Consider the following 16,498-nt stretch of genomic DNA (forward strand, 5'->3'; position numbering starts at 1 on the left):
GGGGCGATTAGAAAAGCCATGGATTAAGCGCGCATTATGCCGCCAAAGTTCGCAACACCCGACAATCCGTAGGCTCTAGAATAGCGCCCGGTTAATCATCGGTTAATCAACGCCACACATTGTGTGCCTCACTTGCATCGAACTAAGGCTTGACCATGCGGTATCTGTTTACCTTTCTGCTGGTGTTATTCGCGGGGTTCGCCCAGGCCGCGCCGGGCGACCCGTTTGCGACCAAACCCGATTTTCTCCCAGTGGGCAAGGCGTTCACCTTTACTTCCGAACGCCTGGAAAGCGGCGAGACCCAGCTGTATTGGCAGATTGCCGACGGTTATTACCTGTACCAGCAACGCATGAAGTTCGATGGCCCGGCCGAAAAGCCCATGCTGCCCCAGGGTGAAGCCCACAGCGACGAGTTCTTTGGCGAGCAGCAAGTGTATCGCCAGGGCCTGGAAGTGAAGATCCCGGCCGGTGCCACCGGCCAGGTCAAGTTGGGCTGGCAGGGTTGCGCCGATGCCGGGCTGTGTTACCCGCCGCAGTCGATCACCGTCGACCTGGGTGGTAACCCGGCCGTCGCGGCCACCGCACAAGCCCAGGACCAAAGCCTGGCCAGCGGCCTGCGACAGCGCAGCCTGGGTTGGAGCCTGCTGGTGTTCTTCGGTTTGGGCCTGCTGTTGGCGTTTGCGCCGTGCTCATTACCGATGTTGCCGATCCTCGCCGGCCTGGTGGTAGGCAGCGGCGCCAGCCCACGGCGCGGCCTGGCCCTGGCCGGCAGTTACGTGGTGTGCATGGCGCTGGTGTACGCCGCACTCGGTGTGTTGGCCGCCCTGCTTGGCGCCAACCTCGCCGCCCTGTTGCAAACCCCCTGGATCCTGGGCAGCTTTGCCGCGCTGTTCGTGATCCTCGCCCTGCCGATGTTCGGCTTCTTTGAACTGCAACTGCCGGCGTTCCTGCGTGATCGCCTGGACACCGTCAGCCGCCGGCAAAGCGGTGGCAGCCTGGTCGGCGCCGGGGTGCTCGGCGCGCTGTCCGGCCTGCTGGTGGGGCCGTGCATGACCGCGCCACTGGCCGGCGCCCTGTTGTATATCGCCCAGAGCGGCAATGCGCTGCACGGTGGTTTAATCCTGTTCTCCATGGGCATCGGCATCGGGATTCCGCTGTTGCTGCTGGTGACCGTGGGCAACCGCTTCCTGCCCAAGCCGGGCACGTGGATGAACGTGCTCAAGGGCATCTTCGGCTTCCTGTTCCTCGGCACCGCCGTGCTGATGATTCGCCCCGTGGTCGGCGACACCCTGTGGATTGGCCTGTGGGGCGTACTGGCCCTGGTCATGGCCTACTGCGGCTGGGCACTGGCCCGCGAGTACGGGCTGGCCGCCAAGGTATTCGGCGCCGGCGCCGTGGTGCTGGGCCTGTGGGGCGCGGTGCTGGTGGTGGGCGCCGCCGGTGGCAGCGATGACCTGTGGCAGCCGCTGAAGGTGTACAGCGGTTCGCCGGCCATCGGCACACCGACCGCCCACGACGCCTTCATGACCGTCAACGACTCTGCCGTGCTGCAAAGCCAGCTCGACAGTGCCAAGGCCCAGGGCCAATGGGTGCTGCTGGACTACTACGCCGACTGGTGCGTGGCGTGCAAGATCATGGAAAAACAGGTGTTCGGCCGCCCCGAAGTGCTCGACGCCTTGAAAGACGTGCGCCTGCTGCGCCTGGACGTCACCGCCGACAACGCCGCCAGCCGCGAACTGCTGGGACGCTACAAGGTACCGGGTCCACCCACGTTCATCTGGATCGGCCCCAACGGTGAGGAACGCCGCGCCCAGCGCATCACCGGTGAAGTCGATGCCGAGGCTTTCCTGCAACGCTGGAATCAAGCCCGGGACGCCCTCTGATGCTGACCCTGACCATCGGCACCTTCGCCATTGCGCTGAATCACATCCTGCTGATCAGCGCGCTGATTCTCGCCACCCTGGTGGGCTGGCGCGTGGCCAAGCGTGGCGGTGAGAACCCCGAGTCAGTGCTGTTCAGCCTGTTCCTGTTGGGCATGTTCGCGGCGCGCGTCAGCTTTGTGCTGATGTACTGGCGTTACTACAGCGACGACTGGCTGCAGATGGTCGACCTGCGTGACGGTGGCTTTCTTGCCTGGCCCGGCATTATTGCGCTGCTCCTTGGCGCACTGGCCTACGGCTGGCGGCGCCCGGCGCTGCGCAAGCCACTGAGTGCCGCGGTCATCACCGGCCTGGTGTTCTGGGGCCTGACGGGCCTGGCCCTGAACCTCTATGACAAGGGCACGCAACTGCCGCACATCACCTTGCACACGGCCGAAGGCCAAGAGGTGCACCTGACCGATTACAAGGGCGGCCCGCTGGTGATTAATTTGTGGGCGACCTGGTGCCCGCCCTGCCGCCGGGAAATGCCGGTGCTCGAACGCGCCCAACGCCAACGCCCTGACGTGACTTTCCTGTTCGTCAACCAGGCCGAAAGTATGCAAAGCGTGAGCACCTACCTGGCCACCCAGGGCCTGACCCTGGATAACGTATTGTTCGACGCCAGCGGCCGCCTCGGCCAGGCCGTCGGCTCCATGGCGTTGCCGACCACGCTGTTCTACACAGCCGACGGGCGCCTGATCAACAGCCACCTGGGCGAGTTGTCCCAGGCCAGTCTGGCCCGCGCCATGGAACCCTTCGACACCGCCCCAGAAAGGAAACCGACATGCCAAGCCTCCGCCACCTGCTGACCCTGCTGCCCCTGATGGCGGCGGCCACTCTGGTCAGAGCCGAAGACTGGCCGGCACCGATCAAACAGATCGAAGCCAAGGGTGCCAGGATCCTCGGCAAATTCGATGCGCCCAGCGGCCTCACCGGCTACGCCGCGCAGTACCAGAACCGCGGCATGGCCCTGTACCTGACCGCCGACGGCAAACACGTGATCGCCGGCAACCTCTACGACGCCCAAGGCAATGACCTGAGCAACGCGCCCCTGGAAAAACTGGTCTACGCACCAATGGCCAAGGAAGTCTGGGCCAAGATGGAAAACAGCAGCTGGATCCAGGACGGCGATAAAAACGCACCGCGCATCGTCTACCTGTTCAGCGACCCCAACTGCCCCTACTGCAACATGTTCTGGGAGCAGGCGCGGCCGTGGGTCAAGGCCGGCAAGGTGCAACTGCGCCATATCATGGTGGGTATCATCCGCGAAGACAGCGCCGCCAAGTCAGCCGCCCTGTTCGCCGCCAAAGACCCGCAAAAGGCCCTGCAGGAGCACGAAGCCGCCGGCAAGGGCAGCACGTTGCAGGCACTGACCAAGATCCCGGCCGACATCGAGGCCAAGCTCGACGCCAACATGAAATTGATGGACGCGCTGGAATTGTCGGCGACGCCGGCAATTTTCTACCTGGATGACAAGGGTGGCTTGCAGCAACAGCAAGGCGCACCGTCGCCAGGCAAGCTGGCGACGATTATGGGCCCCAAATAGGCAGTGCCTGTCAGGTCTCGTCGGGGGCTTGCCCCTGATGAGACCTGACAGGCAACTGAGGTCAGAGCCCTTCCAGCTCCGCCATCAAATCACTCAACCGATCCACCTTCTCCGCGCTGATCTCATTGGCCGCCAGCCCCTCAATGTATTCGGCCAACTCCGCCACCGTGCTGCACTCGAACATCGCCCGTAACGGCACATCACGCTGCAAACTTTTCTGCACCCGCGAGGCAATCTGCGTGGCCAGCAACGAGTGCCCGCCCAGTTCAAAGAAGTTGTCTTGCACACCAACCCGTTCGACCTTGAGCACCTCAGCCCAGATCGCCGCCAGGGTGGTTTCCAGTTCGTTGCGTGGGGCCAGGTAGTCCTGGCTGTGCAACTGGCCGATCTCCAGGGTCGGCAGGGCCTTGCGGTCGAGCTTGCCGTTGGCATTGAGGGGCAGTCGCTCGAGCCACAGCCAGTGCAGCGGCACCATGTATTCCGGCAGTTCGGCACGCAGGCGTTGCTTGATACGGTCCAGGCGTTCAGTGGGGTTGAGACTTTGATCAGCCGCGACCAGGTAGCCGACGAGGTGCTTGCCGTTGACGCCTTCCTGCACCGCCACCGCCGCATCGCGTACGTGCGGTTGCTCGTGCAGGCGCGCTTCGATTTCACCCAGTTCGATGCGGTAACCGCGAATCTTCACCTGATGGTCGATACGCCCGACGTATTCCAGCACCCCATCGCTGCGCCGCCGCGCCAGGTCGCCGGTGCGGTACAAGCGCTCGCCCGGCGCACCGAACGGGTTCGGTACAAAGACCGCAGCGGTGCGCAGTGGGTCGCTGACGTAACCTCGACCGACACCGGTGCCGGCAACACACAGCTCCCCCACGGCGCCTTGCGGCACCAACTCCAGCGCACCGTCGAGCACATATAACCGGTTGTTGTCGGTGGGTGTGCCAATCGGCAGGTAGGTACCACGGGTCGACGCCAGGTCGACGCGGAAGAACGCCACATCATCCGAACATTCGGCCGGGCCGTAGGCATTCACCAGGCCGATCTGCGGGTAACGCAATAGCCATTGGTGCGCCAACTCCGGCGGCATGGCTTCACCGGTGGGCAGCATCCAGCGCAGGCCGTCGAGACCGATACGCTCCTGGGCCAGCATGCCCTGGATCAGCGACGGCACGCTTTCCAGCACCGTAATGCCGTGTGCCTGAACGTGGGCCAGCAAGCCTTGCGGGTCGTGGGCGATGGTGTTCGGCACGATATCCACCCGCGCGCCGAACAGCGGCGCGGCGAGGAACTGCCACACGGAAATATCGAAACTTTGCGACGCCGTCTGTGCGATCACGTCCGTCGCGCTCAGGTCCAGGTACGGCTGCTTGCTCAGTTGGTTGTTGAGCATGCCGCGCTGTTCGACCATCACCCCTTTGGGCAAACCGGTGGAGCCCGAGGTGTAGATCACGTAGGCCAGGTTGTCCGGGGCGCTGTAAACGCCAGGGTTCTGCGCCGAGGCCGCCAGCGTGTCCCACACCAGCAACTTGGGCCGCCCGGCACAGCCCAATTCCTCCAGCAGTTCCAGCGCCTGCGCGCGACAGGCCTCGGTGCACACCAGCAACGGCGTGCGGCTCAGCTCGATGATTCGGCTCAAGCGCTGGCTCGGCAAGCCTGGGTCCAGCGGCAGGTAACCGGCACCGGCCTTGAAACTGCCGACGATCATGCCCAACAGGTCCAGGCTACGCTCGGCCAACAGCGCCACCGGCTGATCGAGGCCGACGCCCGCTGCAATCAAGGCATGGCCCAGCCCGTTACTGCGCCGGTTCAGTTCGTCATAGGTCCATTGCTGGTCCAGGCAACGGGCGGCAATGCGCTGTGGATGGGCCGCTACCTGGCGCTCGAACAGCTCGATGTAACTGCTGTCCAGCGGGTAGTCGTGCTCGCTCTGGTTGCACCCGTCCACCAGGAACTCACGCTCCTGCTCGCCGATCAGCGGCAGGTCAGCCACGTCGCCGTGGAAACCTTGCACCAGCGCCAGCAGCAGGCGCTTGAACTCGCCGAGCATGCCTTGCACGGTGGTTTCGTCGAAATAACGGGTGTCATAGGACAGGTGCAAACCGAGGTCATCGCCTGGGTAGCACACGGCGGTCAACGGGAAGTTGGTGTGGGTGCGGCCGGAGTCCGAGGTGGCGTTCAGGTTGTGGGCGTGGTCCAGCACCGAGCTTTCCACCGGGGCGTTTTCGAACACGAACAGGCTATCGAACAGCGGCTGGCCCTTGGGCAGCTCGCTGTGTTCCTGAATAGCCACCAGCGGCAGGTATTCGTACTCGCGCAGTTGCATATTGCTGTCGAGCAGGTCGCTCAACCACTGGCGCACGCTGCACGGTTGATCGTCCTGCGGCAGTTTGACCCGCAGCGCGATGCTGTTGATAAACAGGCCGACGGTGCGTTGCATCTCGGGCATGTCCACCGGGCGCCCGGCCACGGTGACACCGAACAGCACGTCGCGATCGCCGCTCAAACGGCGCAGTACCAGAGCCCAGGCCGCCTGCGCGAAGGTGTTGATGGTCAGTTGATGGGCCTGGGCCAATTCGCGCAGTTGCGCACCGTCGCGGACATCCAGGCGGGTGTAGCAGTCGCCCACGATCATCCCGCCGCTGTGGCCCGCGTGTTCGCGCAGGAACGGCCGGTCGCTCGGGATCGGCGTGGTGCGCTCGAAGCCCTGCAGGTTCTGCTGCCACCACTGGCGTGCCTGCGCCAGGTCCTGGCGTTGCAGCCAGGCGATGTAGTCGCGGTAGCGCGGCGGCATGGCCAGTTGCGCATCACGGCCTTCACCCAGGGCCATATAGAGCTCAAAAAAGTCATTCATCAGCAGCGAACGGCACCAGGCATCGATCAGGATGTGGTGATTGCTCATCATGAACCAGTAGCGCGCTTGACCAACGCGGATCAGGCGCAGGTGGAACGGCGCCTGGTTGAGCAGATCGAAACCGGCTTCGCGTTCAGCCTTGAGCAGCGCTTGCAGACGCGGCTCCTGCTCGGCTTCAGGCGCGTCGCGCCAGTCCAGGTACTCGATCGGCGTGCTGCCCGGTTTGTGGATCACTTGCAACATGTCTTCGCCGACGTTCCAGCAGAACGAGGCGCGCAGGGCTTCGTGACGGGCGATGACCGCCTGCCAGGCCTGGGCGAAACGTTCAGGGTCCAGGGCGCTGTTGATGCGGTAGCGGTCCTGCATGTAGTACAGGCCGGTGCCCGGCTCCAGCAAGGTGTGCAGCAACAGGCCTTCCTGCATCGGCGTCAGCGGGTAGACGTCTTCGATGGCGTGCGCCGGGACCGGCAGGCTGTCGAGTTGCGGCTGCGTCAGCCGCGCCAGCGGGAAGTCGGACGGCGTGAGGCCGCCGGCGTCGTCCTTGAGGCAGTGGGCGATCAGGCTTTGCAGCTCCGCCAGGTAGGCCTCGGCCAATTCGCTGATGGTGTGTGTGTCATGGCGTTCGCGGCTGAAGGTCCAGCGCAGCACCAGCTCACCGCCGTACACCTGGCTGTCGACGCTCAGTTGATTGGGCAGCGGTGCATCCGGGTCATGGGCCTGGCCTGCGGGCTCATCCAGCGGATGGAACAGCGCATCGCTGCCAAAGCTTTGGTCGAACTGACCGAGGTAGTTGAAGGTGATGCCGGCGCTGGGCAGTGCCGCCATGGTTTGCCGGCACAGGTCGTCCGTCAGGTAGCGCAGCACGCCATAGCCCAGGCCTTTGTGCGGCACGCCACGCAGTTGCTCTTTGATCGCCTTGATCGAGGCGCCCTGCCCGGCCGCTTCTTCGATGTCCACCGGGGTCAGGCGCAGCGGGTAAGCGCTGGTGAACCAACCGACGCTGCGGGTCAGGTCGATCTCATCGAACAGGGTTTCGCGGCCGTGGCCTTCGAGTTGGATCAACGCCGACGCGTGGCCGCTCCAGCGGCACAGCACACGGGCCAGGGCAGTCAGCAGCAGGTCATTGACCTGGGTGCGGTAGGCGCTCGGCGCGTGTTGCAGCAACTGGCGCGTGTGCTCGGCGTCCAGGCGCACGCTGACCGTCTCGGCATCGCGATGACGCAGCGAGCCGTGGGCACGGTCGACCGGCAACGCCACGGCGGGACCGGCCAACTGCGCTTGCCACACACTCAGTTCCTCACGCAGGGATTCGCTGCTGGCATAGGCCTGCAAACGCGCGGCCCAGTCACGCAGTGGGCTGGTCTTGGCCGGCAGGCTCACCGATTGGCCGTCGCTCAATTGGCGATAGACGTTCTGCAGGTCCTCAAGCAGCACGCGCCACGACACACCGTCCACCACCAGGTGATGGATCGCAATCAGCAGGCGCTGTTGACCGTCGGGCCCGTCCACCAGCAACGCACGCAGCAGCGGGCCGTGTTGCAGGTCGAGGCTGCGCTGGGTGTCGGTGAACAGCGCGGTGCACTGCGCCATATCCCGCACGTGCGCCTGCATCAGTACGCCGCCCTGGGGTACGGCCAAGTGTTCGGCGTGCCAGTGCGCATCGCGCTGGCTGAAACTCAGGCGCAGCGCGTCATGGTGTTCCAGCACCGCCAACAGCGCTTGCTCCAGGCGATGGGGTTCAAGCAGTTGCAGCGGTTTGAGCACCAGGGCCTGGTTCCAGTGCTGACGCGCGGGAATCTCGCTGTCGAAGAACCACTGTTGGATCGGCGTCAGGCCCGAGCTGCCGGTGAGCACGCCCTGCTCGGCGGTCACACGCTCGGTGCGCGTGGCGACGGCAGCCAGGGTCTGCACGGTCTGGTGCTGGAACAGGTCGCGGGGGCTGAAATGGATACCCGCCTGCCGCGCGCGGCTGACCACCTGGATCGACAGGATCGAGTCGCCGCCCAGTTCAAAGAAGTTATCGTCCAGGCCGACTTGCTGCACGTTCAGCACGGCGGCCCAGATCGCTGCCAGGGTGTGCTCAAGCGCGTTGCGCGGTGCCACATACTGCTGACGATTGGCCTCGGGGTCAGGCGCCGGCAGGGCGCGGCGGTCGAGCTTGCCGTTGGCGGTGAGCGGCATGCTGTCGAGCACGATCAGGTGCGCAGGCACCATGTAGTCCGGCAGTTGTGCCTTCAGATGAGCCTTCAGCGCGTCGCGCAAGGCGCCGTGCTCGGCGTCGCTGACCAGGTACGCCACCAATTGCCTGCCGCTCGGCGAATCCAGGGCCAGCACCACGGCTTCGCGCACGGCGGTGTGTTCGAGCAGGCGGGTTTCGATCTCGCCCAGTTCGATACGGAAACCCCGGATTTTCACTTGATGGTCAATCCGCCCCAGGTATTCCACCAGGCCATCGGCGCGCTGGCGCACCAGGTCGCCGGTGCGGTACAGGCGCCCGCCGTTGCGCGCGAACGGGTCAGCGACAAACCGTTCCGCGGTCATGCCCGGCCGCTCGTGGTAACCCTGGGCCAGGCCGGCGCCGCCGACATACAGCTCGCCGGTCGCGCCTTGGGGCACCAACGCCAGGTCGGCGTCGAGGATGTAAGCGACGCGCTCACCAATGATGCTGCCGATGGGCACGCTGGCGGCGCCCTCTTCCAGTTGCTCGGGGGCCAGGCTGGCCAGTGGCATCACCACGGTTTCCGTCGGGCCATAGGCGTTGAAAAACACCTGCGGCTGGAACGCCGCGCGGATGCGCTGCAAATGCTCGCCGGTCAGGGCCTCGCCGCCGGTGATGCACATGCGCACCGGCAAGGTCTGCTGTTGCGTTGCCAGCCACTGCGCCAACTGGCTGCCGTAGCTGGGGGTAAAGCCGAGAACGGAGATGCGATGGGTGCGGATCAGCGCGCAGATTTCTTCCGCATCCCACTGGCCCTGTGCCCGCAACACCACCTGCGCACCACTGAGCAGCGGCACCAGCAAGCGCTCGGTGGCGGCGTCAAAGTTGATCGAATAGAAATGCAGCTCACAGTCGTCCGGGCGCATGCCGAAGCGCTCGATCACGGCCTGACAATGCATGGCGATTTCGCCGTGGGACACCACCACACCTTTGGGTTTACCGGTGGAGCCGGAGGTGTAGATCAGGTACGCCTGGTGCTGTGGCAGGCTGATGAACGGCAGCTCACTCGCCGGGTAGTTGGCCAGCACCGGCGCGTCATCCTCCAGGCACCAGCACGCCACCGTTGCCGGCAGTTCACCGAGGGCTTCGAACATTGCCGCATCGCTGAGCAACAGGCCGATGCCGCTGTCTTCGATCATGTAATGCAGGCGATCCAGCGGGTACTCCGGGTCCAACGGCACATAGGCACCGCCGGCCTTGAGGATCGCCAGGAGGCCGATGACCATTTCCAGCGAGCGCGGCAGCGCCAGGCCCACCCGCACCTGCGGGCCCACGCCGCGCTCGCGCAGCATCCAGGCCAGGCGATTGGCGCGAGCGTCCAGCTCGGCGTACGTGAGGGTGACACCGGCAAAGGTCAGCGCCGGCGCATCGCCACGCTTGACCGCCTGCCGGCTGAACAACTGATGGATGCACTGATCGAGACGGTGTTCGCCGGGTTCCACACCCAGACTGTCCTGCAACACCCGCTGCTCGCCGACGCTCAGCAACGGCAGCTCGCTGAGGCGCTGCTCGGGGCTGGCGATCAAGGCTTGCAACAGGTTGCGCCAATGTTCGGCCATGCGCGCAATGCGCGGTTCATCGAACAGGTCGGTGCTGTAGGTCAGGCAGCAGCCCAGGCGGTGGTCGAGGTCGGTGACTTCCAGGTTGAGGTCGAACTTGGTGGCGCGGGCATCGTTGGCCAGGTATTCGACGGTCATGCCCGCCAGTTGGCGGCTTTGCTGGAACTCCCAGCGCTGCACGTTGCACATCACTTGGAACAGCGGGTTATACGCCGCACTGCGCGGCGGTTGCAGAGCTTCCACCAGATGATCGAACGGCAGGTCCTGGTGCGACTGGCCTTCGATCACGGTGTGGCGCACCTGCTCGAACAGCTCACCGACACTCATCTGCCCGTTGAGCTGGCAACGCAGCACCTGGGTGTTGAGGAACGCGCCGATCAGCCCTTCGCTTTCCGGGCGGATACGGTTGGCCACGGGGGCGCCAATGCGCAGGTCGGTCTGGCCGCTGTAGCGGTAGAGCAACACGGCCAGGGTCGCGGCCATGGTCATGAACAGGGTCAGGCCACGCTCGGCGTTGAACGCGCGCACGCGGGCGGCCAGTTCGTCGCTCAAATCGAAGCGGTACAGCTCGCCCTGATGACTTTGCACCGGTGGCCGTGGGCGGTCACCCGGCAACTCCAATAACGGATGCTCGTTGCCCAGTTGTGCGGTCCAGTAGTCCAGTTGGCGTTGGCGCTCGCCGGACTCCAGCCACTGGCGCTGCCACACGCTGTAGTCCAGGTACTGCACCGGCAAGGGAGCCAGCGGCGACGGGCGCTCGTCGATAAAGGCTTCGTAGAGTGCGCTGAGTTCACGGGCAAAAATGTCCATGGCCCAGCCTTCGGTGACGATATGGTGCAGAGTCAGCACCAGGTAGTGCTCGGTCTCGCCGGCCTTGACCAGGCACGCACGCAGCAACGGCCCGGTTTCGAGGTTGAACGGCGTATGGGCTTCGTGATCGGCCAATTGCTTCAAACGCTGCGCGCGCGCGGCTTCATCCAGCGCACTGATGTCCTGCCAGTCCATACGCAGGCCGGTCTGCGCCGCGACCTTTTGCCAGGCCACGCCGTCGACGCTCGGGAACGTGGTGCGCAGGGTTTCGTGGCGCATGATCAAGGCCTGCAACGCCGCCTCGAAGCGCCCCACATCCAGCACGCCACGCAGGCGTGCCATGCCGCCGACGTTGTAGGCCGGGCTGTCCGGTTCCATCTGCCAGAGGAACCACATGCGCTGCTGGGAATAGGACAGCGGCACCGGTTGGCTGCGGTCGACCGTGGCAATCGCGGTTTGCCGGTTACGCTGGCCTGCCGCCTGGATCCGGCCGACCTGTTCGGCAAACGCTTCCAGTTCGCTGGCGTCGAACAAGGTGCGTAATGGCAGCTCGACGTCACAGGCCTGGCGAGTGCGCGAGATGATTTGCGTGGCCAGCAAAGAGTGGCCGCCCAGGGCGAAGAAGTCATCGCGCAGGCCGACGTTCGGCAGCCCCAGGACTTCGCGCCAGATCGCGGCGATCTGCTGTTGCAACGGCGATTCAGGCGCGACGTGCTCACGGGTGTGCCACACCGGCTCGGGCAATGCACGACGGTCGAGTTTGCCGCTGGGGCTCAGGGGCATCGCGTCCAGACGCATCAAGAGCGCGGGCACCATGTATTCGGGTAACTCGGCGGCCAGGGCGGTTTTCACCGTGTGTTCGTCCAGCGCAGTGCTGGCGGTGTAGTAGCCGATTAACGTGGCGTTGCGCACCAGCACCACGGCCTGGGCGATACCGTCGAGCGCCAGCAGGCGCGCTTCGATTTCTTCGGGCTCCACACGGAAGCCGCGCAGCTTGACCTGTTGATCCAGACGGCCGAGGTATTCGAGTACGCCATCGGCGCTCCAGCGCACCCGGTCACCGGTGCGGTACAGGCGCGCGCCCGGCTCGCCCAGTGGGTCGGCAACGAAGCGTTCAGCGGTCAGCCCGGCGCGCCCCAAGTAACCCCGCGCCAGGCCGATGCCACCGATGCACAGCTCTCCCGGCACCCCGGCGGGCAACAGGTTGAGGTGATCGTCGAGAACGCGGCAGATCACATTGCCCAACGGGCGGCCGATCGGCGAGCGCTCGCCATCGTCGGCCTGGCAGTGCCAGTGGGTGACGTTGATCGCGGTTTCGGTCGGGCCATACCGGTTGTGCAATTGCACCGCCGGCAACTGGGCCAACACGCGGTTGCGCAGCTCGGCAGGCAACGCTTCGCCGCCGGAGAACAGACGACGCAGGCTGGTGCAGTCGGCCGCCAGGGGCTCGTCGATGAACAGCTGCAACAGCGGCGGCACAAAGTGCAGGGTCGTTACACCGTGCTCCTGCACCAGTTGCGCAATGCGGTGCGGATCGCGATGTTCACCCGGGCCGGCCAGTACCAGGCGGCAGCCGGTGATCAACGGCCAGAAGCATTCCCACACCGACACGTCAAAGCTGATCGGGGCCTTTTGCATCAGCACGTCGGTGTCGTTGAGCAGGTAAGTGGCTTGCATCCACTGCAAGCGCTCGGCCAGGGCCCCATGGGTATTGCCCACGCCTTTGGGCTGGCCGGTGGAACCGGAGGTGTAAATCACGTAGGCCAGGTTGTCGCCGTGCAGGTGCAGGCCCGGCGCCTGGGTCGGCCAGCGGTCCAGGTGCAGGGTATCCATGGCGATGACGCACACGCCTTCGGCAGTTGGCAGCTGCGCGAGCAGCGAGGTCTGGCTCAGCAGCAGGTGCACACCGCTGTCTTTGAGCATGTAGGCCAGGCGGTCGGCGGGGTAATCCGGGTCCAGCGGCACATAGGCGCCACCGGCCTTGATGATCGCCAACAGGCCGATCAGCAGTTGCGGCGAACGCTCGGCGGCGATCGCCACGCACACTTCCGGGCCGACGCCTTTGTCGCGCAGGTAATGGGCCAGGCGGTTGGCCTGAGTGTGCAATTGGGCAAAGCTCAGGCTGCCGCCCTGCCAGACCAGCGCGGTGCGCTCCGAGGTGTGTTGGTTGAGCAATTCGGGCAACCACTGCCGGGCCGGCGCGCACGGTGCCTGGCTCCAGGGTTGCGGCGTGTGCGCGGGCATCAACGGCAGCTCGCCGAGGGCCTGGTGTGGCTGTTGGCAAATGGCGTGCAGCAGGTGGATAAAGTGCTCGGCCAGGCGCTCGATGGTTGCGCGGTCGAACAGTTCGTCAGCGTAGTCGAACGACAGGCTCAGGCGCCCGTTGCGGTCTTCTTCGCTGTGCAACTGCAGGTCGAACTTGGCTTCGCGGCTGTGCCACGGCAACTCATCGGCGAGCATGCCCGGCAGGCGGCGCAAGGCGCTGAGGTCGCGCTGCTGGTGGTTGAACATGACCTGGAACAGACCTTGTTCGCGGGCCTGGGGAAAGGCTTCGAGCAGTTGTTCGAACGGCAGGTCCTGGTGAGCCTGGGCGCCCAGAGCCGTCTGGCGCGTGGCGGCCAGCAACTGGTTGAAAGGCAGGCATCCGTCCAGCTCGGCGCGCAGCACCAGGGTGTTGATAAAGAAGCCGACCAGGCCTTGGGTTTCCTGGCGTGAGCGGTTGGCATTGGGCACGCCGATACGGATATCGCGCTGGCCGCTGTAGCGATAGAGCAAAGTCTGGAACGCCGCCAGCAGCAGCATGAACGGCGTGGACTCATTGACGTTGGCGGTCTGGCGAATCGCCTCGCTGAGCTGAACGCTCAGGCGCGTGGTATGGCGCGCGGCCGTGTTGAGGCGCCTCGCCGAGCGCGGGTGGTCGGTGGCCAGGCTGAGTGTCGGGTGTTCGTCGCCCAGCTGGGTTTTCCAGTACGCCAGTTGGCGCTGACCTTCCCCTTCGGCCAGCCATTGACGCTGCCAACTGCCGTAGTCGGCGTATTGCAGGGTCAGTGGCGGCAGCTCAAGGCGCTGGCCCTGGGCGGCAGCGGCGTACAGCCGCGAGAATTCATCGATCAGGATATTCAGCGACCAGCCATCGGCGATGATGTGGTGCAGCGTCACCAGCAACTGATGGTCTTCCTCGTCGAGGCGCAACAGGGTCACCCACAGCAGCGGGCCTTTTTCCAGGTCGAACCGGGTGCGCGCTTCGTCTTCACGGATCTGCTGCGCGCGAACCTCGCGCTCGGCCACGGGCAGGTCGCTGAGGTCGATGACCTGCAGGTCGAACGCGCCCTTGGCATCGATGCGCTGGAAGGCCTGGCCATCGCGCTCATAGAAGCGCGTGCGCAGCGCTTCGTGACGCTGGACCAACTGCTGGAAGCTCAGGCGGACGGCGTCTTCATCCAACTCGCCGCGCAGGCGCAACGCGCCGGGAATGGTGTAGGCGCTGCTCTGCGGGTCCAGTTGCCAGGTGATCCACAGACGGTTCTGGGCCAGGGATTGCGGCAACTCGTCGTGGCGCGACAAGGCGCGGATCGCGCCCTGGGCCACGCCGCCGTCTTGCTGCAACTGCGCGACACCGGCGGCAAACGCGGCCAGGGTCGGTGCTTCGAAGAGCAGGCGCAGGTTCAGTTCCAGGCCAAGAGCTTCCCGCAGGCGCGCAATCACCTGGGTGGCGGTGATGGAGTTGCCGCCCAGCAGGAAGAAGTGATCATCGGCGGCGACACTCGCCACCTGCAGCTGCTCGCACCAGATCGCGGCGATCTGGCTTTGCAGCTCGCACGCCAACGGCGCGTCGCTTAGCGGCCCTTGCAGGTCGGGGAACTGCGCGTAGCTGTCGAGGCTGCCGTCGGCGTGGCGCAGGGCGCACGCGGCACGCTGCACTTTGCCGCTGGAGGTCTTGGGCAACGCGCCGGGGTTGAGCAACACCACGACGCTCGGCGCCTCTTGGCAGGCTTCGGCCACGGCCTGGCGGATGGCGTTGATCAGCGCTTGCGGCGCCAGAATTTTCTGCAAGCTGCGGCTGATTTCGACGGCAATGCCGATGCCTTCCAGGCCCTGGTCATGCACCGCAAACGCGGCGACGCGACCCTTGCGCACCCCTTCCACTTCGCGCTCGATGGTCTGTTCGATGTCTTGCGGGTACAGGTTGTGGCCGCGCACGATCAGCAGGTCTTTGAGGCGACCGGTGATGTACACGTCGCCGTCGCGGATAAACCCCAGGTCGCCGGTGCGCAGCCAGGTGCGCCCGGCATGCTTCACAAAGGTCTTGGCGGTGGCTTCAGGGTTGCGCCAGTAGCCGTGGGCGATGCTCGGGCCAGTGGCCCAGAGTTCGCCGACGCGGTTGTCGGGCAGTTCGCTCAGGGTGTGCGGGTCAGCGATCAGCACCGCATGGTCCGGCTGGGCGGTGCCGCAGCTCATCACCGCAGTGCCCTCGCCGGGCTCGGCGCGGTTGGCGGCCAGGGCCTGCGCATCCACGCGCAGCGCCGGGATGCCGTGACCACGGGTGCCGCCGGCGACGAACAACGTCGCCTCGGCCAGGCCGTAGGAGGCAAAGAACTGCTCGGAGCCAAAGCCACAGGCAGCGAACTTCTCGGCGAAGCGTTCCAGGGTGTCGAGGCGAATCGGCTCGGAGCCGGAATAGGCCACGCGCCAGCGGCTCAAGTCCAGGCGTTCCAGGGCCGACTCACTGACCCGCTCAGTGCACAAGCGATAGGCGAAATCCGGGCCGCCGCTGATGGTGCCACCGTACTCGCTGATCGCTTCCAGCCAGCGCAACGGCCGGCCGAGGAAGTACGCCGGCGACATCAGCACGCAGGGCACGCCGCTGAAGATCGGTTGCAACAGGCCGCCGATCAGGCCCATGTCGTGGTACAGCGGCAACCAGCTGACGATGACGTCATCCGGGTTGAGGTCGATGCCGAAGCCGCGGCGTATCAGCACTTCGTTGGCCACCAGGTTGCCGTGGCTGACCTGCACGCCCTTGGGCAGCGCCGTGGAGCCGGAGGTGTATTGCAGGAAGGCGATGTCGTCAGGCTTCAGGTCGGGCGCACGCCAGTCGAGAGCGCTTTGCGCATCGAGGGTGTCGACGCTCAGCACAGGCGGCGCGTTGTCGATGCGTGCCAGGTCATCGGCAAGGCTGGCGATGGTCAACAGCAGGCGCGGTTGGGCATCGCCGATGATCGACAGCAAACGTTCCTGATGATGACGGCGCGTGGATTCCGGCGGATAGGCCGGCACGGCGATCACCCCGGCGTACAGGCAACCAAAAAACGCTGCGACGTAATCCGGACCACTGGGGAACAACAGCACGGCACGCTCGCCCGGCGCCGCGTTGGCTTGCAGGGCGGCGGCGATGGTGAGGGCGCGCCTGTCGAGGTCGCGGTAGCTGAGCACCACGCTGTGCTCGGCGGACTCGGCGAGGAAGCGCAGGGCGACCTGGTCCGGGGTCTGCGCCGCGCGACGCTGAAGGGACTGGACCAGGGTTTGAGGAAGTTCGAAGGCGTCCATCATGGGGTTCCTGCCTGAAATCGGCTTACAGGGAAATCGGGAAATTAGGGG

At 65.4% G+C, this 16,498-nt stretch carries 4 protein-coding genes; 3 read left to right on the plus strand and 1 reads right to left on the minus strand.

Annotated elements, in window-relative coordinates; genetic code table 11:
* The first annotated feature begins 155 nt into the window (after positions 1-155).
* The 3 genes from dsbD to dsbG are packed head-to-tail and all read left to right on the plus strand — an operon-like array spanning position 156 to position 3,465.
* Positions 156-1,883 carry a protein-disulfide reductase DsbD gene (dsbD, locus tag PSH59_RS17855; RefSeq protein WP_305393331.1) on the plus strand — a complete coding sequence of 576 codons (1,728 nt, stop codon included), beginning with the start codon at positions 156-158 and terminating at the stop codon, positions 1,881-1,883.
* Positions 1,883-2,728, plus strand: coding sequence for a TlpA disulfide reductase family protein (locus tag PSH59_RS17860; RefSeq protein ID WP_305393332.1), 846 nt, complete (start codon positions 1,883-1,885; stop codon positions 2,726-2,728). Before dsbD ends, PSH59_RS17860 begins: the two co-directional genes overlap by 1 nt.
* A complete protein-coding gene (gene dsbG, locus PSH59_RS17865; RefSeq protein WP_305393333.1) occupies positions 2,704-3,465 on the plus strand; it encodes a thiol:disulfide interchange protein DsbG in 762 nt (253 codons plus the stop codon). Before PSH59_RS17860 ends, dsbG begins: the two co-directional genes overlap by 25 nt.
* Positions 3,466-3,526: 61 nt before the next feature.
* Here the strand turns inward: dsbG and PSH59_RS17870 are convergent, their stop codons facing one another.
* Positions 3,527-16,450 carry a non-ribosomal peptide synthetase gene (locus tag PSH59_RS17870; RefSeq protein ID WP_305393334.1) on the minus strand — a complete coding sequence of 4,308 codons (12,924 nt, stop codon included), beginning with the start codon at positions 16,448-16,450 and terminating at the stop codon, positions 3,527-3,529.
* Positions 16,451-16,498: the final 48 nt, after the last annotated feature.

This window comes from Pseudomonas sp. FP2309 (assembly GCF_030687575.1).
In the GTDB taxonomy this organism is placed as follows: Bacteria; Pseudomonadota; Gammaproteobacteria; order Pseudomonadales; family Pseudomonadaceae; genus Aquipseudomonas.